Source organism: Shimazuella sp. NTD247 (assembly GCF_059510415.1).
The window spans coordinates 91,297-111,257 of record NZ_JCAJZU010000009.1; the positions used below are offsets into that span (position 1 = coordinate 91,297).

General features: G+C 37.6%; 24 protein-coding genes. 7 read left to right on the forward strand and 17 right to left on the reverse strand.

The features are described 5' to 3' along the window. Nucleotide 1 precedes the first annotated feature (1 nt). From AC5WOC_RS19485 to AC5WOC_RS19535, 11 genes are all read right to left on the reverse strand, one after another. Entirely contained in the window at nucleotides 2-886 is an 885-nt protein-coding gene (locus AC5WOC_RS19485; protein WP_496057082.1) for a conjugal transfer protein, read from the reverse strand. 22 nt (nucleotides 887-908) lie between these two features. Beyond that, nucleotides 909-1,505, reverse strand: a complete 597-nt coding sequence (gene srtD / locus AC5WOC_RS19490; RefSeq protein WP_496057083.1) for a class D sortase, LPxTATN-specific — start codon at nucleotides 1,503-1,505, stop codon at nucleotides 909-911. After that, nucleotides 1,505-2,347, reverse strand: a complete 843-nt coding sequence (locus AC5WOC_RS19495) for an LPXTG cell wall anchor domain-containing protein (RefSeq protein WP_496057084.1) — start codon at nucleotides 2,345-2,347, stop codon at nucleotides 1,505-1,507. Before AC5WOC_RS19495 ends, srtD begins: the two co-directional genes overlap by 1 nt. Before the next feature lie 299 nt (nucleotides 2,348-2,646). Further along, entirely contained in the window at nucleotides 2,647-3,117 is a 471-nt protein-coding gene (locus AC5WOC_RS19500) for an SRPBCC family protein (protein ID WP_496057085.1), read from the reverse strand. A 13-nt stretch (nucleotides 3,118-3,130) separates the two neighbouring features. Beyond that, nucleotides 3,131-3,619, reverse strand: coding sequence for a TspO/MBR family protein (locus AC5WOC_RS19505; RefSeq protein ID WP_496057086.1), 489 nt, complete (start codon nucleotides 3,617-3,619; stop codon nucleotides 3,131-3,133). 13 nt (nucleotides 3,620-3,632) lie between these two features. Then, nucleotides 3,633-4,535: a TIGR01777 family oxidoreductase gene (locus AC5WOC_RS19510; protein WP_496057087.1), complete on the reverse strand. Its 903-nt coding sequence runs from the start codon at nucleotides 4,533-4,535 to the stop codon at nucleotides 3,633-3,635. Nucleotides 4,536-4,602: 67 nt separating this feature from the next. Further along, on the reverse strand, nucleotides 4,603-5,031 hold the full coding sequence (locus tag AC5WOC_RS19515; protein ID WP_496057088.1) for a pyrimidine dimer DNA glycosylase/endonuclease V: 429 nt from the start codon (nucleotides 5,029-5,031) through the stop codon (nucleotides 4,603-4,605). A gap of 61 nt (nucleotides 5,032-5,092) precedes the next feature. Further along, nucleotides 5,093-6,199 (reverse strand): radical SAM/CxCxxxxC motif protein YfkAB, encoded by a 1,107-nt coding sequence (gene yfkAB, locus AC5WOC_RS19520; RefSeq protein WP_496057089.1) that lies wholly within the window; start codon nucleotides 6,197-6,199, stop codon nucleotides 5,093-5,095. A 30-nt stretch (nucleotides 6,200-6,229) separates the two neighbouring features. After that, the gene (locus AC5WOC_RS19525; protein ID WP_496057090.1) at nucleotides 6,230-7,825 is read right to left on the reverse strand and encodes an ABC-F family ATP-binding cassette domain-containing protein; all 1,596 of its coding nucleotides are present in this window, start codon (nucleotides 7,823-7,825) and stop codon (nucleotides 6,230-6,232) included. An 802-nt stretch (nucleotides 7,826-8,627) separates the two neighbouring features. Then, nucleotides 8,628-8,801: a hypothetical protein gene (locus AC5WOC_RS19530; protein WP_496057091.1), complete on the reverse strand. Its 174-nt coding sequence runs from the start codon at nucleotides 8,799-8,801 to the stop codon at nucleotides 8,628-8,630. A 94-nt stretch (nucleotides 8,802-8,895) separates the two neighbouring features. After that, entirely contained in the window at nucleotides 8,896-9,540 is a 645-nt protein-coding gene (locus AC5WOC_RS19535) for a hypothetical protein (RefSeq protein WP_496057092.1), read from the reverse strand. Nucleotides 9,541-9,790: 250 nt separating this feature from the next. On the opposite strand from AC5WOC_RS19535, the gene AC5WOC_RS19540 reads away from it, so the two are divergent. Together AC5WOC_RS19540 and AC5WOC_RS19545 are read left to right on the forward strand one after the other, a co-directional pair. Further along, nucleotides 9,791-10,222 (forward strand): DUF2621 family protein, encoded by a 432-nt coding sequence (locus AC5WOC_RS19540; protein ID WP_496057093.1) that lies wholly within the window; start codon nucleotides 9,791-9,793, stop codon nucleotides 10,220-10,222. 136 nt (nucleotides 10,223-10,358) lie between these two features. Then, nucleotides 10,359-10,562 carry a cold shock domain-containing protein gene (locus tag AC5WOC_RS19545; RefSeq protein WP_028776793.1) on the forward strand — a complete coding sequence of 68 codons (204 nt, stop codon included), beginning with the start codon at nucleotides 10,359-10,361 and terminating at the stop codon, nucleotides 10,560-10,562. Between the two features lie 181 nt (nucleotides 10,563-10,743). Here AC5WOC_RS19545 and AC5WOC_RS19550 read toward each other — a convergent pair whose 3' ends face one another. Together AC5WOC_RS19550 and AC5WOC_RS19555 are read right to left on the reverse strand one after the other, a co-directional pair. Next, entirely contained in the window at nucleotides 10,744-11,052 is a 309-nt protein-coding gene (locus tag AC5WOC_RS19550) for a YunC family protein (protein ID WP_496057094.1), read from the reverse strand. 57 nt (nucleotides 11,053-11,109) lie between these two features. Next, entirely contained in the window at nucleotides 11,110-11,367 is a 258-nt protein-coding gene (locus AC5WOC_RS19555) for a DUF6154 family protein (RefSeq protein WP_496057095.1), read from the reverse strand. A 48-nt stretch (nucleotides 11,368-11,415) separates the two neighbouring features. Here AC5WOC_RS19555 and AC5WOC_RS19560 point away from each other — a divergent pair, with 48 nt between their 5' ends. Continuing rightward, nucleotides 11,416-11,892 (forward strand): QueT transporter family protein, encoded by a 477-nt coding sequence (locus AC5WOC_RS19560; protein WP_496057096.1) that lies wholly within the window; start codon nucleotides 11,416-11,418, stop codon nucleotides 11,890-11,892. Here AC5WOC_RS19560 and AC5WOC_RS19565 read toward each other — a convergent pair. Genes AC5WOC_RS19565 through AC5WOC_RS19575 form a run of 3 tightly spaced genes read right to left on the reverse strand, consistent with a single transcriptional unit; the run spans nucleotide 11,840 to nucleotide 15,005 of the window. After that, nucleotides 11,840-13,282, reverse strand: coding sequence for a bifunctional metallophosphatase/5'-nucleotidase (locus AC5WOC_RS19565; protein ID WP_496057097.1), 1,443 nt, complete (start codon nucleotides 13,280-13,282; stop codon nucleotides 11,840-11,842). The genes AC5WOC_RS19560 and AC5WOC_RS19565 overlap by 53 nt on opposite strands. A 14-nt stretch (nucleotides 13,283-13,296) precedes the next feature. Beyond that, nucleotides 13,297-14,127 (reverse strand): sulfite exporter TauE/SafE family protein, encoded by an 831-nt coding sequence (locus tag AC5WOC_RS19570; RefSeq protein ID WP_496057098.1) that lies wholly within the window; start codon nucleotides 14,125-14,127, stop codon nucleotides 13,297-13,299. A 26-nt stretch (nucleotides 14,128-14,153) separates the two neighbouring features. Further along, nucleotides 14,154-15,005 (reverse strand): DUF72 domain-containing protein, encoded by an 852-nt coding sequence (locus tag AC5WOC_RS19575; RefSeq protein ID WP_496057099.1) that lies wholly within the window; start codon nucleotides 15,003-15,005, stop codon nucleotides 14,154-14,156. Between the two features lie 71 nt (nucleotides 15,006-15,076). Here AC5WOC_RS19575 and AC5WOC_RS19580 point away from each other — a divergent pair, with 71 nt between their 5' ends. Both AC5WOC_RS19580 and AC5WOC_RS19585 read left to right on the forward strand, forming a co-directional pair. Continuing rightward, entirely contained in the window at nucleotides 15,077-15,490 is a 414-nt protein-coding gene (locus tag AC5WOC_RS19580; protein WP_496057100.1) for a M67 family metallopeptidase, read from the forward strand. Between the two features lie 12 nt (nucleotides 15,491-15,502). Continuing rightward, a complete protein-coding gene (locus tag AC5WOC_RS19585) occupies nucleotides 15,503-16,945 on the forward strand; it encodes a nicotinate phosphoribosyltransferase (RefSeq protein WP_496057101.1) in 1,443 nt (480 codons plus the stop codon). A gap of 135 nt (nucleotides 16,946-17,080) precedes the next feature. Here AC5WOC_RS19585 and AC5WOC_RS19590 read toward each other — a convergent pair whose 3' ends face one another. Then, a complete protein-coding gene (locus AC5WOC_RS19590; RefSeq protein ID WP_496057102.1) occupies nucleotides 17,081-17,401 on the reverse strand; it encodes a hypothetical protein in 321 nt (106 codons plus the stop codon). A gap of 362 nt (nucleotides 17,402-17,763) precedes the next feature. Between AC5WOC_RS19590 and AC5WOC_RS19595 the strand changes: the two genes are divergently transcribed. Next, nucleotides 17,764-18,339 carry a hypothetical protein gene (locus tag AC5WOC_RS19595; protein WP_496057103.1) on the forward strand — a complete coding sequence of 192 codons (576 nt, stop codon included), beginning with the start codon at nucleotides 17,764-17,766 and terminating at the stop codon, nucleotides 18,337-18,339. Next, nucleotides 18,317-19,888, forward strand: a complete 1,572-nt coding sequence (locus AC5WOC_RS19600) for a transglycosylase SLT domain-containing protein (RefSeq protein ID WP_496057104.1) — start codon at nucleotides 18,317-18,319, stop codon at nucleotides 19,886-19,888. Before AC5WOC_RS19595 ends, AC5WOC_RS19600 begins: the two co-directional genes overlap by 23 nt. Nucleotides 19,889-19,961 lie beyond the last annotated feature (73 nt).

Genomic DNA, 19,961 nt, shown 5'->3' on the forward strand with positions numbered 1-19,961 from the left:
TTTATATCTCTCCTTGTTTCATGGAAATAACATACCAGCGATCTGTTTCTTTCACTAACGTAAACTTATAATGGCTTACTAACTGAACTCCTGTCTGAACATCCTTTAACGTTACATTACAATCTACAATATATTGGTCGTCTACTTGGGAAACAACTAAATTATCCATACTAACAAAGCTTTGAATTGAGGTTAATCCAGCAGGTGCTTGTTTATCTTTAAAGTAATAAGCTATTTCTTGTGGCTCTCCGTTCGTATATACCTTCCAGAAAGTTTGCATAAAATTTTCTGCTTGATTGGCGATCTCTCCAGTAACAGGGCTACCTTCTTCTGTAGGTTCTTTTACAGTAATATCTGCGGCTACAGGTGGAGGAATCAAATATGGGAAATCGACTACTCGAAATGAATCTCCTGCTTTTTTAATCGGCACTACTAAATACCTGTCTACTCTTTTTTGATCAGATTGATTGGTTGTATTTGTTAAAATGGTTTCTGCATAAACGGTGACATCCTTTACTCCATTCGCTCGATTCGTGATTTTCCAGGCATTTATATTTTGGGTATATGAATTATATTTCGTACTCTTCATATCCAAACCAGCTTGGGAATCAATCGTACTGATCAGAAAAGGCTGTAATCGCTGTTTTCTGCTGTCTTCTTTTCCTAATGTCCAGAAAAAATATTCTTTGGTAAATTGTTCCGCAAATGCGAGTTCTTGCGTTTCATCAACTGGAGCTTTTTTCTCCTCAGTCGCTTGTACTCTTCGCGGTTCTACCGGAATAAGTCCAAATTGTATAGACCAGGCTATGGTGGAGCTGAGAGCTGTATATATTAGCAACCCCCAAAACAACGTTCGAGTCATCCTCTGTTTACTTAAACGGTTCATGGATGATATTTCTCCTCTAAATTTACTTCACTAATATTGCTTCCATTATGTAACGTTTCGGAGCAGGTCCAATAAAACTAAATGGGTAACAAGTTGCTAATGTTAAAATAGGCTCGTCATGCGAAACAATAACTGTGTGATCATCCGGATCTGTGATCCACATTTTTCGAATCTTATACGTAAAAACACCTTGCTTGGTGAATATTTTTAGTAAATCTCCTTTTTTTAACTGTCCCATTTTTCGGAATACCGTATCGCGATGACCTGCAATTACGCAGTTATCTCCTTCTCCAGGTAAAACACTTCCAGCATAATGCCCTGCTCCTACACTGAGTTCATCTTCATCGGTTCCTTCAATAACTGGAATTTTCACCTGTAGTCGTGGAATGATAAGATCAGCAAAATGTTCTCCAGTTTTTGGCCTTAGTTTCGTCGGGACAATAATTGGCAGCTTTTCTGATTGGTGATCAGTGGCAATATTCTCCTGATTTGAAACTTCTGCGGCAGTTAACTCAGTTTCATTATTTTGTAATTTTTGGAAGTACAGAATAAGAGAGTAGCTTCCATATGCTACTCCTACTGTGATAATAATCAAAGCAACAATACGGTCCAGCTTCATTATGATTTTGCCTTTTTACGTTTGAGTAATAATGATCCTGCTAAAACCATGCCAGCACCCATAACAACTTGGTTCAAATCATTCCCTGCAGTCTTTGGAAGTTCCCCGCCATCTTCTGTTTCGGGCAAATAAATATCATTTTGTCCAACAGACTCATTTTGCTTGTGTTCATCTACTTCATGTGTATTATTTGTTACTTTATTCTCTGATTCATTCTGTTTACTAGACTTCTTCTGCTCAGAATGGGGTAAATCTTGCTTATTATCATCTTGACTGGCATGCTGTTCTTCTACATGGTTCTTTGATTGTTTTTCTTGCTTTTGCTGCTTGTTTGTTGTCTCATTATGGTCTTCATGAGATTTTTTTTCTTCTTTTTCATTTTGGTTCGATTGTGTAGCTTTTTTGTTTTCCTCTTTTTCTGGTTTGGAAGTTTCGCTATTACCCTTCTCTATTTCTTTATGCTTATTATTGTTGTTTTCGGGTTGTTGCTCATGTGCATCAGATGCAGGTTCATCTAGTGGAGGATTTGTCGGGATAATCTCATCAGTCTTATTTTGAGGAGCTTGATGTTGATTCACATCCACTTTATCCTCAATTTCGACTTTAGACGGTGGTTCATCTAGTGGTTGATTCATATTTGCTTTTTCATCTAGGGTGTTTGCAAATGCACTTCCCACACCAGAAGTTAATCCAGTAACTAGACAAAGGGAAAGAATTGCTGTATTGGATACTTGACTCAATTCGTTTTTTCGCTTGCGAAACTTCCTGGGGCGATGATGTAATAGCGGATCTTCTTCTTCCACTCGTAATGATTCCAATACACGTTTTGGATCCTTTTGCAACGGTATGCCTCCTTCAAATTCTGAGCGAAAAAAGATTTGGCAAACAAAACCAAATCTTGAAATTGTCATCATTCAGCAAATTTCATCTAACCTGCTTCGAAATATGAAAAAAATTAGAATTAAATGTGTGTCTTTTCTCTATATTATTACAGATCCAGACCCTATTTCAACACTTTTTCATATATTCCGGAGATTAGGTATTGACAAATCACCTTTTATTTCGACAAAAATATTTGTTACAGGGAAAAAATACAAAAATAAACCTTCCTATTATTGAAGGAAGGCTTTTTCGATAAAACTTAATTTTCGCCAATTGGCAACAAAACTTTTTGTATTTTCTTTCTCCTGTACTGAAAAATATCTTGTACCTTCCTTTCGACAAGAAAAGGATGCAATAAATTCCCTATCGGTCCAAAAGGCAATGCATAGTGAACAATATCTGTCATTTCAATCGTATTGTTCACCTCTCGAAAATGATGCTGATGATGCCAGAATACATATGGTCCATATCTTTGTTCATCGATAAAATATTCTTTTTCTTTCACTTGTGTAATCTCTGTAACCCAAGTAATAGGGATACGGGCTATTGGTGTTATTTGATAAGTAAGTATCAATCCAGGATATATTTTTTCTGGGAGTGAGCTGGTCAAACGAAAAGATAACCAGCTAGGTGTAATTTCTGACAAATTAACAGGGCTAGAAAAATAAGACCAAGCCTCATCTAAGGAAACATTAAGATGTTGCGTATTTTCCACACGGTATATCTTCATCTTGACACTCCTACTATACCGGATTTAACATCCATATTGATAAATTTAATAAAGTCGCAAACAAAACCCAAATACTGTATGGAATAAATAATATCGCTGAATTTCTCGATAACTTACGTGTAAGAAAAATATAATAAAAGATGGTAAACAACAAAATGATAATATCAACAAGACCAAAAAGTATCGAATGTAATCCAAAAAATAAAAAAGTCCATAATAGATTTAAAATCAGTTGAATAAAATAAACCTGTAGCACAAATTTTCGAATGGACGATTTTTCTTTTATGTATACAAGCCAGCCAGAGACAGCAATACATATATACAGAACTGTCCAGACAGGACCAAAGATCCAGTTAGGAGGTTGAAAAGTTGGTTTCTGTAATTGATCAAACCAACTTTTATCACCAACTTCAGTGATCATTCCTCCTACTAACGCAATAAAACAACAAATTGAGAGAAACATAACGAATGGAATAATTGAACTCTTTTGTTCCTTTGTCATCATCATCCCCCTTCTAGTTGTTAAACATATGCTCTAGAGTCCCTTTTAAGTCCGAAAATTGAAAAGTATATCCATTTTCTTCTAATACTTTTGGGGTTACTCTACTTCCTTCAAGTAGTAAACTTTCTGCCATCTCTCCAAAAAGAATTTTTAAGGCGAATGACGGTACAGAAAATACAGTAGGACGACGAAGTACATTGCCCAATGTTTTTGTAAATCGATAGTTTGTTACAGGTTCAGGACTTACGAGGTTCACTGCTCCATTTACGTTTTCATTTTCCAGTAAAAATTGAATAATGTTAGGGAGTTCATCAATCGAAATCCAACTCATTACTTGCCTTCCGGAACCAAATTTCCCTCCTAGTCCCAGTTGAAAAGCATGCAACATCTTCTTTAATGCACCAGCCCGCTTATCTAATATCATTCCAAAGCGCATATGAACGACTCTTATTCCTTTTTCTTGTGCAGGTTTTGTTGCGTCTTCCCAATCAGATACGATATCCGACAGAAAACCATTCCCTTTATTACATTGTTCATGAAGTAAATTAGAACTTGGATGATTGCCATAAAATCCAATAGCTGACGCAGACAATAAACATTTCGGCGGATTTTTCAAATGAGCCAGAGAAGAAGATAATAGACTTGTCCCATTTACCCTACTTGAATGAATCTTTGCTTTTTGTTTTGCACTCCACCGTTTACTAATATTTTCTCCTGCCAAATGAATGACCGTGTCCATACCGTCCAGTTGTTGTAGATCAAGAAATTGCTTTTCTGGGTCCCATGAGATAGTAGGTTCATTAAAATTAGTATTACGAGACCGAACTATCCGAAAAATTTCATGTCCTTGTTCCTTTAGGGCAGGAACCAATCGTTCTCCTACCATTCCAGTTGAACCAGTGATTGCAATTTTCAAGAAATTTCCTCCCTCTAGATTACAAACTTTGTCATACATTCCCTAATTTTTACAATGTAATCTATTATTATAATTTCTCCCATGGTTCTATTTCCCCTTCTACAACATAAAACAACGGATGAAGTCTTATTTCATTATCTAGCATTAACAATGAGGAATGCTCTGGTGCCCTTTCTTGTAATTTTTGTAAAAGCCAATTTTTCTCATACGCAATCTGCTCAGTTGTTACAGAAATCAATTCAGTCGTTGACAATCCTTCGATTTTATTTTGATCAAAACGATAACCTCTCTCGCATGCATGCTGAAAAATTCCATTTAAATAGACAGCTATTGCTGAAAGAGGGGAAGAATGCTTTTTAAATCGAATTAATTGAGGATGTTTTTTATAACCTTTTGTATTACCGCCCAGTACAGCTTGGGCAAGCAATGACTCCCTCCAAAGAGCAACTAACCCTTTAGCATCCAAATACTTTGGATGAATACTCCACAAACGCATAAAAAACACCTCTTTTTGAAAATATTAACAATTAATTGGATAAGAAAACCCCTGATTGGGGTTAACTAACTTGGATATTGGCTTTTCTTTCAGCAAAATTCCACTGTGGATAATAACTATCCGCCACAAGTAAATTTGGTCCTGTACACTTTGCAGACGGACACATGCAATGTATTCTTTTTGCCATTGGATGAGCTAACCAAGATTGAAAAATATCATTTAATGAATGTGTAAAAATATTTCCAAATGATTTTAGCTCTGCAAAATCTGTAATGGTAACCTCTCCTGTGAACAAATTGATATTCAATCGATTTCTACCATCAGGGTCTTGTCGAACAGTCACGTCGCTTTTTCGATACAAATTTTTCCATAATAATTGATCTTTTTCATCCTCACTACAAGGAAAAAAAGGAAGGGTTCCAAAAAGAATCCAAATTTTTGGGTTAATCATCAATTTTTCAACAGCATTACGATAATCTGCTAAAGAAAGCAGAGACATATCTTTCGCGAAATCGCTAGGATAAAGTGGATGAACTTCATGTCGACGACAGCCCATTTCTACAATGTCTTCATGCATTTGCAAAATATGGGGTGCTGTGAATGGACTGAGAAATGTTTCTGCTGAAACAAAAATATTTTCTTCAGCCAAACGCTTTGCATTTTCTTTCATCAAATCAAACGTTTTTTCTGCTACTTTTGCTGATACTGTCCGATTCGTTCGAGCATAGACCATGCGATGAAAATCTTCATAGTCTCGGTAATTATAAGAAATGTGCACAACATCCACATCTTGAATCCAACCTTCGTAACGGTGAAAAGGCAGAGTCAAGTTGGTGTTCAACTGTATATAAATTCCGCGCTTTTTCGCATATTGTAACAAAGGTTTGATTGATTTCTCTACTGTATCTGGATGAAAAACAGGCTCTCCACCTGTTATGCTAATAGTTTGTAATGTCTCTAACTCATCCAAACGATTGAAAACTTTTTCTAAAGATATATACGGTTCTTCTTTATCTAAGAGCGTCTCTCCCACTGCACAATGCTCACAGCGAAGGTTACACAAATTCGTAACTGTAAACTCAATACTTGTCAACTCATATCGATGTTTTACTTGGACTGTATGCCAAGCATCCCATGGGTCCCACTGTGGGGAAATTGGCTTTTTCATGATTTACCCTACCTACTTCGACAATATTTCCTAGGAAATAGACAAACGCCAATCCAAATATTCGTCATATGTCATTTGTTTGTCGATTATTCCATTTGATGTAAATTCAATAATACGATTTGCTATCGTTTGTATAAATTGATGGTCATGAGATGCAAATAAGATGGAACCTGGGAAATTTGTTAAACCTTTATTCAATGCGGTGATGGATTCAAGATCTAGATGGTTGGTCGGTTCATCTAAAATCAATACATTTGCACCACTCATCATCATTCTAGATAACATCGATCTCACTTTTTCCCCACCTGACAACACACTTGGTTTCTTTAAAACTTCATCCCCAGAAAATAGCATTCTTCCTAAAAACCCACGAAGGTAGCTTTCTGTCTGATCTTTGGAAAAAGGACGCAGCCAATCGACAAGACTTGATTCATTTCCTTGAAAATAATCAGCATGATCTTTCGGGAAGTATGCTTTTGTAATGGTGATTCCCCAGTGAATGTCTCCTGAATCGGGTTCCAATTCACTCATTAACAATTGAAATAATGTTGTTTTTGCCAATTCCATGTCTCCAACAAATGCAATTTTATCTCCTTTGTTGAGTGTAAAACTAATCTCATCTAAAACTTTCTCGCCTTCCACACTTTTACTCAATCTGTCCACTCGTAAAATATCATTACCCGCTTCTCGATCCGGTTCAAAATGAATAAATGGATAGCGTCGTGTTGATGGTTTGATATCTTCCAAAGTAATTTTTTCCAGCTGTTTTTTTCGCGAAGTAGCCTGCTTTGATTTTGATGCATTCGCACTAAATCTTGCAATAAATGTCTCTAATTCTTTTCGTTTCTCTTCTAATTTCTTATTCTTTTCTCTGGTTAGAGTTAAAGCAAGTTGACTTGATTCATACCAAAAATCATAGTTTCCAACATACAATCGTATTTCTCCAAAATCAATATCAACCATGTGTGTACAAACTTGATTCAAAAAATGCCGATCATGAGAAACTACAATTACGGTATTTTCAAATTGGGCAAGAAAATCTTCTAACCAACGAATTGCTGCTATGTCTAAGTGGTTTGTTGGTTCATCCAATAACAAGATGTCCGGTTTTCCAAAGAGTGCTTGAGCTAATAATACCTTTACTTTTTCCGGACCAGCGAGCTCTGCCATTTTTTTGAGATGTAAATCTTCTGTAATCCCTAGACCTGACAGCAATATAGCTGCTTCGGATTCCGCTTCCCATCCATTTAATTCTGCAAATTCCCCTTCTAACTCAGCAGCACGCATTCCATCTTCTTCAGAGAAATCGGTCTTTGCATATAATGCATCTTTTTCTTTCATAATGTTATAAAGTCTCTCGTGACCAATGATTACTGTTTCCATTACAGAGTAATTATCGTATTGGAAATGATCCTGTTTTAAAACAGCCAATCTCTCTCCGGAACCGATAGAGATTTCTCCGGTATTTGCTTCTAGCTCACCCGCTAAAATCTTTAGAAAAGTTGACTTTCCTGCACCATTCGCCCCAATAACACCATAACAATTACCAGGTGTAAACTTTATATTTACGTCTTCAAACAATTTTCTACCGCCGATCCGGTAGCTTACATTACTTACATGAATCATTACTTAGCTTCCTCTCCTATCAACTGAATGACTTTTATTGTAAACACGCTAGAAGGCTCCTACTTCATAAGTAGTGAGTTGTGTTTGTTCCATATCACCTTTTGAGATAATGTTGAACAAATTTTCTTTCCGTAAGAAGGATAAGAAAAATATGTTCATAGAATAAGATAAGGACATATGAGTACGGAACTTTTAAAACGAAAGATACAAGGTTGCTCCAGGAACTGGACTGTAACAAATAATCTTCCACCATCTAAGCACACCGAAGTTGCAAAAACCAAGCCAAAGTAGGGAGCAAATAATCACTGCAGGAACTGCGGATAGAGCCTGCTTAGATAATCGGTTGTACTACGGGTATTCGAAGGAAATCTCACTTCAGGCATTTAGCTAAACTCAGTGGTAGAAGTTCAATGTAACAAATAACAACATATTGTTGTTTAATTACAGCTTTTTCTCCCTAACTTTACATATAGATTACATTGTAGCAATTTTTAAGACAAAACGCATGAGGCAAGGTATACTAAATTCATCAAGTTAACCACGACTTTTAAATAACTTACATAGATGAAAAACACAAACCTAAAGGGGAAATGAACTATGAACGCAACTGTTGGTATTCTAAACGCAAGTCTAATGAGTATTCCATTATGGGCATCCATCTACGCAATCGTACAATTGTGCTTCTAATAAAATTACCTCACTACATAAGAAAGGAGCTCTTCCAAAAAGGAGGGCTCTTTTTTATTTCTATTAAAAATGACGAGCACCTTTCTTGTATATGGAGAAAGGTGCTATTTTCATATCAATTTTTTCCATTCAACATCCGAAGGAGTTTCGCTACGATAGTATCATGACTCTGAATTTCTCTAATTATTCTCCCTTGCTCAGAAGCATTCAAATCGAATGGCCCAATGCGACCAGCTGAAATGAACTTCAGCAAATCATCCAAACTAGTCGGCTGCTTTTTTGATGCCACTTTATCCTCACTATGTTTAATGAATATCCTTTTCCATTTAATTATAATACAAAAGTTCTTCCGAATAGAAATTCAAAAAAATTTTTCAAGGTCATTAACCATTCTTAAACAGATCTTCCACTTGTGATCCATAATTACTTCGAACTAATTGCAACTGTTCTTTGCTAGGCTTTATTACTTCGACTGACAACTTTTGATTTTTTAAATAGGTCAACAACTTGCTGAATTCTTGTTTACCAATAGTAGAAATATTTATATCATATGTTTTTCCGTTACGAAACACCAAGTGATTGATGATTGATACTGTATCGCTGTTCGTATCGCCTAAAACCGTCAGTACTGCTTTTTTTAAATCTTTCCAGTCCACTTTTTCCTTATCCCCGACATTCCAAAACTTTGATTCAACCACCTCTTTATCGGTTATATAAAAATAAGAATCCATGCTAAATACTTGTAAAGGTAGCAATATTACAAACAAAATAGTGTTGATAGTTAGACACCAGCGCTTCATTATTTTTCCAGTATCATCTTTTCTTTTCGTCAATAGATAAAAATACACGGCTATAGTACAGGCAAATAGAGCGAAAAATAAGGTACCTGGTTTTCCTTGAAAATAAAATACCTTCATTTTATCTGTATAAATTAGCTTTTGACCTGCTAAAAGAATTCCGCCTAATATCAAAGTTAATAGGAGGGAAGTAATCAACCGAATTCGATTATGGTTTTTTGTCCAGCTCATAAAAAAACTCCTCTCCTGTTGATTTATCTATTATACATATAACTATACTGTTTACTATCCCCTTATTGTGGCATCGATTCATTACAAAAAGAAAAAAATTCTTTTACAGATTTACTACAACAATACAACTTTACGAAATAAAACCCAATTTTCATATATTTTTCACTCTTTGTTTCCTTTTTATAGGGGAACAAAAGAGGTTCATTTCTGCAATCCTTTTCATTATAATAACGTTAGAGGTGAATAACTGGTGAATACTCCTTATTTTTTATCGATCTTTTACCAAATGTTTTGGGTGGCACTGATTGGAACAATGGCAATCGGTGGATACTTTATGTTCCGTAAATTTCTCAAAAGTTTACCAAAAGCAGATGGTAGATCAGAACTGGACTGGCAAAATCATTATATAGAACAAACCATACACCTTTGGAATCCAGATCAAAAAATATTTTTAAACGAATTGGTAGCACCTGTACCTGAATTATTTCGAGATATTGCAAAACAAAAGATAGCAGGCAAAATTGGTGAAATTGCTTTGCAGCACCATGCGAAAAATATGACAGAGGCATTCATAATAGAAGGATACATCCGAGCGACCCCAAAACGGGATCATAAATGGCTTTTAAAAACATTGGAAAAGAAAAACATTGATCTCAAACCTTATGAGCACTTGCTAAGTTGAATCCATTTGTGGCATAATAGGTTACAGAATTAAAAAGTGGAATACCCAAGTATGGTCTTGTGGCCTCTTGTAAGATGGTTCATCGATCCAGTTCCTTAGGATCCGCTTTTTAATAGACAAAAGGAGGCCCAAGAGAATGAAGGGTAAAGTAAAATGGTTTAACGCAGAAAAAGGTTATGGTTTTATCGAGCGTGAAGATGGTGGCGATGTATTCGTACACTTCTCCGCTATTCAAGGAGATGGCTTCAAAACTTTAGAAGAAGGCGAAGCTGTTGAATTTGAAATCGTTGATGGCGATCGTGGTCCACAATCTGCAAACGTTGTTCGTGTAAACGGATAATAATCATAAAAAAAGGAAGCACATTTGTGCTTCCTTTTCTTTTTGTTTTATAGTAAATAATAAGTAACTAGTTCAGAGGAGGAACCAAGATGAGTAAACAGAGAATGGTTTCCCACATCTTTCGTTTTGCTGCCAAGTATGTTTTGCCAATTGTACTCCGCAAATTACTAAAAAAAAGACGTTAGACAAGCATTTTACGCAGAGCTTGTTCTCCAATCATACCTTCCGTAATACCCATATCCCGTGCCGTATGGGTAACAGATTCTAGCGGAGCATAAAGTAACTCCTCTAATGTTTTTACACCCACTGCTCTGCCTGCAACAATGTTTCTGCTGGCTAATCGGTCATTTAAAAGCCCTACATCAAGCGCACCACACATAATGTACCCAACATCAGTAGTGATTGCGATCAATGTCGTTTTTGGCAGTTTCACTTCCACACCTAGTACAGTAACATCGCCTTCTAAAGTTATTGGTTTTACTTGTATCAAAAAAAACACTCCTTTCCTTTTGCTAGCCTATGAGCAAATGCGGAAAAGAGTGTTTTTTTAATGCAGTCGATTACTATCCAAAAAAGATTTTGGAACCGTTAATTTTCCATCTTGTATCATTTTAATTTTCAACATTTCCACTAAGTAAACACCTAACATCTGGGATAATTCGTCGACACTTAGTTTCTCTAATAGACGAAGTATATCCTGATGGGATTGATCTTCAAGTAAATTAAGTACAACAGAAACCGCATCTTCTTCCTTATCATGTAACTGATTACGATACATCGAATAGACTTCGTCAGCAAAACTCATGGAAAATCCTCCTCAAATTAGTCATAATATGCTATGGGGGGAATCATTATGACAACTAAAAACATTACCATCGTAGCAATGATCGCAGCTATTTATGTCTTATTAACATATTTTTTTGCACCGCTATCATTTAACTACATTCAATTTCGTGTTTCAGAAGTACTTACGGTATTGCCATTTTTCACACGCCTTGCTATCCCTGGTTTATTTATTGGTACATTGCTGGCCAATTTATTAAGTCCCGCTGGTATTTACGATGTAATCTTTGGAAGCTTGGCTACTTTAATTGCTGCTTATCTCACATCATTAACTAAAAATAAATTTCTCGCGCCACTCCCACCTGTTATTGTAAATGCTATTATTGTCGGCATCTTACTAGGTATTGTTGGAGGACTGCCAGTGAGCATACCGTGGCTAATGATCTATGTCGGTATAGGAGAATTGGGCGTGTGTTATTTATTAGGTATACCTTTTATCTTCTTGTTGGAAAAATACCAAGCTTTTCTTCCTTGGGGAAAGAAGTAAGCCATCGTCTTTGCCAACTTTCCTTTCGCAGCTGGTACGAATGAAGACCATTCGCTAGTACAATGCGCAATGATTCTGGAACATAGTAGTGTATTACTTCTGCTTTTTTTAACAATGAGTATCCAACACCATATACAAACATACTGATGGTTGCTATAGAATATATGTTATCATCCATGAGTATGTCTTTACCCATGTATATTTGTTGTATTTTTTGGTACGGGGGATTTGTGGGATCATATATAACAGTAATTCCCGAAATAGCTAGACACCCCAACTTCTTCCCCCGGAAACCAAATCCTTGTATATCTTTCTCTATAAACTCATTTAACAGTGATTGTTCTAATGTCTCTTTTAAATCCCTTCCTTTTACTGCTAGTACTACAGGATTGATTGGGTGGGGACATGCCGTGTGTAATGCCCGCTTTGTCACTATTCCTTCGGGTAAAGAGTACAACAACTGACCACTATTTACTAAACCATAAGGTACTCCTGTCCACTTTACTAAACTATCAGCAAGTAAATTTGCAAAAGGTGTCTCTTCTCCCCAGTTTACAATGAGCTCCTTCTCTAAATCTGCTACTGATTCATTTAATTTTTTTTCTGCAATTGGCCGATAATGGGAGAATACTTCCTTTATTTCTTTGCTCTGCCTCTCTTCTAATAAGCTTGCTCTTCCATTCACTTCGAGTAAATTATTACCCTCATCAAAATCTAAAGTTAAATGACCGATATATTTGCCATATTTACCAGCAGCAGCAATGTAAGTTTTATTTATCTTCTCAGGTACTTCGAGTAAATGATGGGTATGTCCTCCCATAATTATATCGATATCTTCCATTTCGTTTGCCATTTTTACGTCATTCGGATAGCCAAGATGCGATAAAACTAGGATATGATAACCATCTTTTCTTAATCTCATCACTTGTTCTTGCACAGCTCGAAAAGGGTTTACAACTTCCCAGCCAAGGGATTTATACAGTTCATAGTATGCAACAGTGACACCGATAAAAGCTAATTTAATTCCATTGATTTCATACGTTTGGCAAGGGGCAAAAAGAGGATCAATCACGTTGCAACAAATAACTCGGAACGGTGAATTGGTATAAAGCCGATCGAGTTGTTCATGAGAAAACGTAAGCAATTCATTGTTTCCAAGGGTAACAACATCATAACCCGTTGTATCCAATATTGCCTTATTAATCAATCCATCCGTTCCTTCTGTTTCCCATCTAGCTCGATCTAAATGATCCCCAATATCTACCAAAAAACCAATTTCACCATCCAATTCCCATTGTTTCTTTTGTCTCCTGACATATGTGTCAATCATCGACATTTCCTCTAGATGACTATGCACATCATTTGTATGGATTAGATGTATTCGTTTCATACGCTTTCCTCTCTCTACATAAGATGTAACCCATCCAAAATCATTTTTATCGCAACAATAACCAAAGTCGTCCGAAAAATAATCAACAATATACGATTGCTCATCTTGTTTGACAAAAACGCACCTAGTCTACCACCAATCCATGATCCAGGAGCAATAAGCACAAGAGCTAACCATGAAATATGTCCTTGCAATACATGTGTCACACTTCCTGTCACGGATGATAAAAAAATAACAAACATAGAGGTTGCAGTAGCTACAAGTGGTGGAAATTGAAAAACTAACAACATCATCGGGACAAGCATTGCTCCTCCACCAATGCCAAATAAACTTGAAATGATTCCGATTACAAATGAAATTGCAATTGCGGTTGTAACATGGAATCCATATGCGTGTTCTTCTCCAGAAGTATCGACATACTTTCGTTGCACAATACGTGAAAACTTTATCGGCTTTAATTTACCCTGAAATAACATTAACAAAAATAAAAACAACAGAAATAAACCAAATCCAATCATAAAACTATCTGCAGAAAAATACTGAGAAAAAAAAGCTCCAACAAAAGATCCCGGTCCCGCTCCAATAAAAAAGAGCAAACCACTACGATAATCGATTCTTTTTTGTTTATGGAATGCCAGAATGGATGAAATAGCAGTCAGCATGACAATAAGCAATGATGTGCCTGCTGCTATCTGAGGGGTAATTGTTAAGGAGTCAGAAAAGTTAGATGATATATATAATAAGGCGGGTACAATGATAATACCCCCGCCAATGCCTACCAAACTCCCTAACGTACCTGCAAATAAACCAATAGCAAATAAAATGATCCCAATTAAGCCCAACATTTTTTACGCTCCTAAAATCTTGATGTCTAAAATAATTCGCTTTGCCTTGGTGCTAAATTATCGTATATAATCCCATATTTTTCGATAAACTGCTTTGCGTTATCTACTGCATCACCCTGGGAATTATTGTTAAACAATAGAATGATTTGCTTTGTTTCTTTTTCTAATTGATGAATACGATCTACCCATTCATTTAATTCACTAGATGAGTAACGATAAGCGTAGCGAACATCTCTCCAGTTTGGATTTTTGTGATCATTCCAACCTGCTATGTTTCGTCCGTGAAATCGAATAAGTACCTGCTCCTTATTGGTAACCTCTGTTATAATGGGAACGGAGCCCTCAGATGTCTGTGGTTCATCACAGATGACATATACCAAATTCTCACTCGTGAGAAAGTCAATTGTTCTATTTCGATAAGCAGGGAGAAACCAACTCTGATGTCGAAATTCAATCGCAACAGGATAATCAAGAAATGCTTGACGAATCTTCTGGATATATCGCACGTGTGATTCTTTGCAGTCATACCAAGGTGGAAACTGAAACAGGATCGAAGACAATTTCCCAGCCTCTTGCAATGGTACAAGACTGTCTTTTGTTTCTTGAACAAGTTCGTTCCAAGTGCGTTCAGGTGCTTTTCCAATTCTTCCATGACCCGTCAGCTCTCGGTATGCCTTTACTACAAAACGAAAGGATTCAGGGGTTGATTTTACCCATTTTTCCATGCGCTCAGAGGTAGCGATGGCATAAAAAGTACTATCTACTTCTACTACAGGAAAATGACCTGCATACAATGCTAATTTTTCTGTCGGTTTGGTTCCGGGTGGATAGATTTCATGATCTCCCCAACCACATACACCAACTAGAATACTGCTCATGTTGTCGCCTCACTAAGATAAAAAGTTATTGTCTATTTTATCATAGGTAAAAGGGAAAGGAGGTACAAAACTTGGGGTCTTCCCTTCATTTATCCATACATAGCAAAGTAATTGATGAATTGACAGCTTATTGTTATCATCAACTCCCTGCGGAAGGATACGGCTTTTTAGCAGGAGTAGGCAAAGAAATCACACATTTCTTTCCTTTGCATATACTCGATCCATCTCCCTGCTCTTTTGGTTATGTACCCGAAACATATTGGGAAACGATCAAAAAAATTCGCATGAATCAGTTGACTTGCCTTGGAATTATTCATACACATCCACATTTACCTGCATATCCGTCCAAATCGGACGCAAAATATTGGGAAAGGCCAGAGTTAAGTTGCTGGATCATTTCCTTTCGAGAAGCAGAAAAAAAATTAAGTGCATTTCAGATACGAGATGGGCAAATCAACCCACTAATATATGAAATCATCTACTAGGAGAACATCAAGATGTCTATCTCATTACATACGGATAAATACCAACTAACAATGATGTACGCACACTGGAAAAATGGCACACACACCCATCGCCGATCTTTTGAACTTTTTTTTCGATCCTTACCATTTGGCAATGGATATGCTGTTTTCGCCGGATTGGAACGAGCAGTAGAATATCTCCATAATCTCCATTTCACAAAAGAAGATATTGCATATTTGCAAGAAAATTGCCCTGACTTTGAGGCGAGTTTTTTTGATTACTTGCGGAAATTTCGCTTTCAAGCTGACATCGATGCCCTTGCCGAAGGTACACTGATTTTTCCAGAGGAACCGCTGATGCGTTTAGATGGAACCATTTTTGAATTACACCTTGTCGAAACTGCATTGCTCAATTTTATAGGATACCAAACGCTCGTTGCCACCAAAGCCGCTCGAATTCGCCATATTGCACCACAAGATACATTATTGGAATTTGGTAGCAGGCGAGCGCAAGAACATGATGCTGCTGTTTGGGGTGCGAGAGCAACCTACCTTGCTGGCTTTGATGCAACTTCTAATTTATTAGCTGGACAAACATTTGGCATTCCAACTAGCGGTACACATGCCCATGCATGGGTGCAAGATTTCCCAAGTGAACTGGATGCATTTCGCGCTTATGCTTTCGCATTTCCTGATTCTTCTGTTTTACTTGTAGATACATACGATACATTAAAGAGCGGGGTGCCGCATGCGATTCAAGTAGGACTAGAATTGAAAGAAAAAGGACATCAATTGTTAGGGATACGATTGGATAGCGGTGACTTATCATTCTTGTCCAAACAAGCACGGATCATGCTCGATGAAGCAGGGCTGCAAGATACAAAAATTATTGCCAGCAGTGATTTAGACGAAGAAACCATCTTAAACTTAAAGCAGCAAGGTGCAAAAATCGATGGATGGGGTGTTGGGACAAAACTGATCACTGCATATGATCAACCAGCACTAGGAGCAGTATACAAGATGGTCGCAAAAGAAAACGACGGCACATGGGAACCGACGATCAAAATCTCTTCTAACCCAGCAAAAATTTCCACACCTGGCCGCAAGACCATCTTTCGTATTGTCGATCGGGAAACGGGTAAAGCAAGAGGAGACTGGATCGCGTCTTATGAGCAGTTGCTAAAGGAAGAAGAACCGCTCACCTTGTTCCACCCAGATCATCCCTATAAACAAAAAGTCGTAACAAACTTTTTAGCAATTCCATTGCTGCAGCCGCTGCTCAGAAATGGAAAATCAGTGCACAAACTCCCTACGCTAGAAGAGAGCAGAGCATATCACCAAGCACAGATCGGGCTGTTTTGGGAGGAACAACTGCGCATCTTAAATCCAGAGGAATACCATGTGGATTTATCCAAGCAACTGTGGGAACAAAAACAAAAAATGATCAAAGATATCTACACAGAAGTACATCGTTAAAGGGAAAAGGGCTAATGCAAAATGCATTAGCCCTTTATTTATGTGGTCTATCCTTATATGCTGGTGCCCTGTGTTTGGAGCACTTCTCATCTGGGTGATGAGCAGCTCAAATACAAACACAGGACAGGCGGTTCCTTACGGAACCAGTTGGTAGGCGTTCTCGTCGACCTTGACCTTCTCACCGCTCGACTGAGTCGGAGCAGGCATGTCGTCCAGGACGGACTTCTCCGGCTTGGGCGTGTGCTTGGTCGGAGCGTGGTGCGGCTTGTGGTGGTAACTGTCCTTGATCTCCTGCCGGAGCAGGAAGAATGCCGACACGAGCAGCACAGCGAGAGTGACCGCGGTGATGAGAATCCACTTGATGATCCGCCGGACAAGACGGAACCACCACTTGCGGGAGAAACGCTTGATCTCCTTCTTGGCGGACTTCTTGGTCTTGCCGTTCCTGCGGAACATCACGGACTCCTTCATTCCATACAACGATTAACCTACGGATGTTATTTTCATTTTATAAGATTCCTATCTTTCTTGCTAGTAGAATCTAATGAAAATTTATAGCCGAAAATGCCATTTTTCATTTATACTTAGGGATAATAAAAAAGTTTTGTTTGAACTCTACTTGAGCAAATATCTGCGAAAATATGCACCGACTCTTGAGCACTGTCCTCGCTCTGCTCCTATTCCTGCCATACTTGGCTGTAAGTGAACAGTTGTGTAGGTCATGCGAAAATCGAGCGGTTTAGCAAAAAATGTGCAAGTGAAATTATCGTCAGGCGTTTGAAGTCGCATTTGTAAATTTTCGGATAAAAAGGAGACGAATGATGGATAAACAAGCTGCTGTAATCATTGGAGTGATCGCTGTTGTATTGTCATTGATTCTCTATTGGATTTTTGGCGGTACGGATAATGAAGCAGAGAAACAAACTCCTCCTCAGACGACACCTCCTGTAACCAATACAACACCGTCGGATGAGGAACAAAATGCCAAAGGCAATGTAAACAGTGAAGACCTTACCCAAGCACAAAACGACTCAATCAAAGCATTTGCTCGCGATTTTACACAAAAATATTTAAATTATAATCCCAGCAAACCAACGGCACATGTTGAGAGCTTAAAATCAGTAATGGCAAATGATTTATACGCACAGCAAATGGCCTTATTTAAAACTGGCAATCCAAATATCAAAAGTATTCAAATTAAAAAAATCTATTTCACCGATATTGAAAGAGGAGAATGGTACAATACACTCACTGTACCAATTGATGTAACCGTTAATACTACCCAAGGACAAAAGGTGGATGCTACTTACATTTATATTTACAATATCTCCCAAGACGGCAACAAGGGATGGAAAATGGTGGGGATAACCGATGAGTCCGATATCCACGAATGATAACAAAGATACATTAAAAACAGTAGGAATTGTCGCATTAATCGTTGTCTTACTCGGATTTATATCATTGCAATTTGCTATAACCTTATTCACCGCAATCATTGGCGGCAATGAGGCAAGTAAGGAATCGCAACAGGAACAATCAAACGATATACCCTTTCAAGCACTTTATCAAGAAGTAGCCGGTAAATACCCCAGTGTACCATGGACGATTTTAGCAGCTGTGCACTATTACTCGGATGTTTACGACATTCATCTGAAAGCACTTGGAGGATCAGCTGCTACCTTAAAAGGAAAAGATACAAAAGTATTAAACCTTATTGATACGTATGCGAAACAGCATAATATTGATCCCTTGCTTGTGGCTGGCTTAATACAACAGGAGAGCAACTGGAATCCCAAAGCTAAGTCAGGAGCTACTGGCTGCGGGAATGGTGCCCGTGGTCTTATGCAGGTCATGCCTTGTCACTTTATATCCAAACATCTTAACCCAGATACCGATGGATATGATCCAGAACAAAATATCAAATTGGGAACGGAAATCTTAGCGAGCTGTATCAAACAATTCGTAGCAACTGATGTAGCGTTGGCTTGTTACAATGGGGGCCCTGGTGCGGTGAAAAACGGGCAAGTACCTACTTCCCCAAAAGAAACAGCAGAGTACCCAGGAAAAGTACTCGGCTACTATCATCAATTCCAAAATGAGAGTAATGCTTCAGAAGTAAGCAAAGAAAAAGATGATAAAAACAAAGTGAGCATGGATGATGTAAAAAAATGGCTGGAAGATACGGCCAAAAAATTATCAGAACAAATTCGTATTCAATCCGATTCATCCAGAAGCAGCGGAACATGTGTAAAAACAGCAAAAGAAAAACGGGAAAAAGGAGCGACACTTGGAACTTTTTCTTACCCTGTTACCTGTGCGGTCTTTTATACTGCACCACCCAAGTATAGCGGCAGTGATGATACATCATGGGATTATACCGAAAAAGTAGAAAAAAAATCACAAGAATATATGGGGGCAAATGGTCCAACATCGTATGGAAATTTGATCATGGCTGGCGGTGCATTACCAATGCCCACAACAGCAAAAATCACTGTTTCGTCTAGCTTTGGATGCCGGATTCACCCTGTAACTGGTGTCTATAAATTTCACTATGGTGATGATATCCCGATCCCGACAGGAACTCCTGTAATTTCTGTACTGGATGGAAAAGTAATTAAATCTACTAATGATAACTTGATCGGTCACGCAGTTATGATCGATCACGGGAAAGTCACAGTAACTTCCAATGGGCAGAAAAAACAAGTGAATCTGCAAACAAGATATCTGCATATGATCTCAGTAAATGTCACCGTAGGCCAGCAAGTTAAACAAGGACAAATTATCGCCAAATCTGGTGGAGCCCAAGGGATTGTATATAGTACTGGGGCGCACTTACATTTTGAAGTTTATATTGACGGAAATGTTGTAAATCCTTACCCTCTTTTAACCGGAAAAGATGACCATCCAAAGCTAGACTGCCCACATAATAATGTAGGTTATTAAAATAAAACCCGATCCATTAAAGGATCGGGTTTTTCTGTTTAAAATTTTTAAAACTATATCTTTTTATAATAAA

What these genes read in the sequence shown, in the direction of transcription:
- AC5WOC_RS19485 (WP_496057082.1), bottom strand. Translation starts at nt 886, where the DNA reads ATGAACCGTTTAAGTAAACAGAGGATGACTCGAACGTTGTTTTGGGGG.
- srtD (WP_496057083.1), bottom strand. Translation starts at nt 1,505, where the DNA reads ATGAAGCTGGACCGTATTGTTGCTTTGATTATTATCACAGTAGGAGTA.
- AC5WOC_RS19500 (WP_496057085.1), bottom strand. Translation starts at nt 3,117, where the DNA reads ATGAAGATATACCGTGTGGAAAATACGCAACATCTTAATGTTTCCTTA.
- AC5WOC_RS19505 (WP_496057086.1), bottom strand. Translation starts at nt 3,619, where the DNA reads ATGACAAAGGAACAAAAGAGTTCAATTATTCCATTCGTTATGTTTCTC.
- AC5WOC_RS19515 (WP_496057088.1), bottom strand. Translation starts at nt 5,031, where the DNA reads ATGCGTTTGTGGAGTATTCATCCAAAGTATTTGGATGCTAAAGGGTTA.
- yfkAB (WP_496057089.1), bottom strand. Translation starts at nt 6,199, where the DNA reads ATGAAAAAGCCAATTTCCCCACAGTGGGACCCATGGGATGCTTGGCAT.
- AC5WOC_RS19525 (WP_496057090.1), bottom strand. Translation starts at nt 7,825, where the DNA reads ATGATTCATGTAAGTAATGTAAGCTACCGGATCGGCGGTAGAAAATTG.
- AC5WOC_RS19535 (WP_496057092.1), bottom strand. Translation starts at nt 9,540, where the DNA reads ATGAGCTGGACAAAAAACCATAATCGAATTCGGTTGATTACTTCCCTC.
- AC5WOC_RS19545 (WP_028776793.1), top strand. Translation starts at nt 10,359, where the DNA reads ATGAAGGGTAAAGTAAAATGGTTTAACGCAGAAAAAGGTTATGGTTTT.
- AC5WOC_RS19555 (WP_496057095.1), bottom strand. Translation starts at nt 11,367, where the DNA reads ATGAGTTTTGCTGACGAAGTCTATTCGATGTATCGTAATCAGTTACAT.
- AC5WOC_RS19560 (WP_496057096.1), top strand. Translation starts at nt 11,416, where the DNA reads ATGACAACTAAAAACATTACCATCGTAGCAATGATCGCAGCTATTTAT.
- AC5WOC_RS19565 (WP_496057097.1), bottom strand. Translation starts at nt 13,282, where the DNA reads ATGAAACGAATACATCTAATCCATACAAATGATGTGCATAGTCATCTA.
- AC5WOC_RS19570 (WP_496057098.1), bottom strand. Translation starts at nt 14,127, where the DNA reads ATGTTGGGCTTAATTGGGATCATTTTATTTGCTATTGGTTTATTTGCA.
- AC5WOC_RS19575 (WP_496057099.1), bottom strand. Translation starts at nt 15,005, where the DNA reads ATGAGCAGTATTCTAGTTGGTGTATGTGGTTGGGGAGATCATGAAATC.
- AC5WOC_RS19585 (WP_496057101.1), top strand. Translation starts at nt 15,503, where the DNA reads ATGTCTATCTCATTACATACGGATAAATACCAACTAACAATGATGTAC.
- AC5WOC_RS19590 (WP_496057102.1), bottom strand. Translation starts at nt 17,401, where the DNA reads ATGTTCCGCAGGAACGGCAAGACCAAGAAGTCCGCCAAGAAGGAGATC.
- AC5WOC_RS19595 (WP_496057103.1), top strand. Translation starts at nt 17,764, where the DNA reads ATGATGGATAAACAAGCTGCTGTAATCATTGGAGTGATCGCTGTTGTA.
- AC5WOC_RS19600 (WP_496057104.1), top strand. Translation starts at nt 18,317, where the DNA reads ATGAGTCCGATATCCACGAATGATAACAAAGATACATTAAAAACAGTA.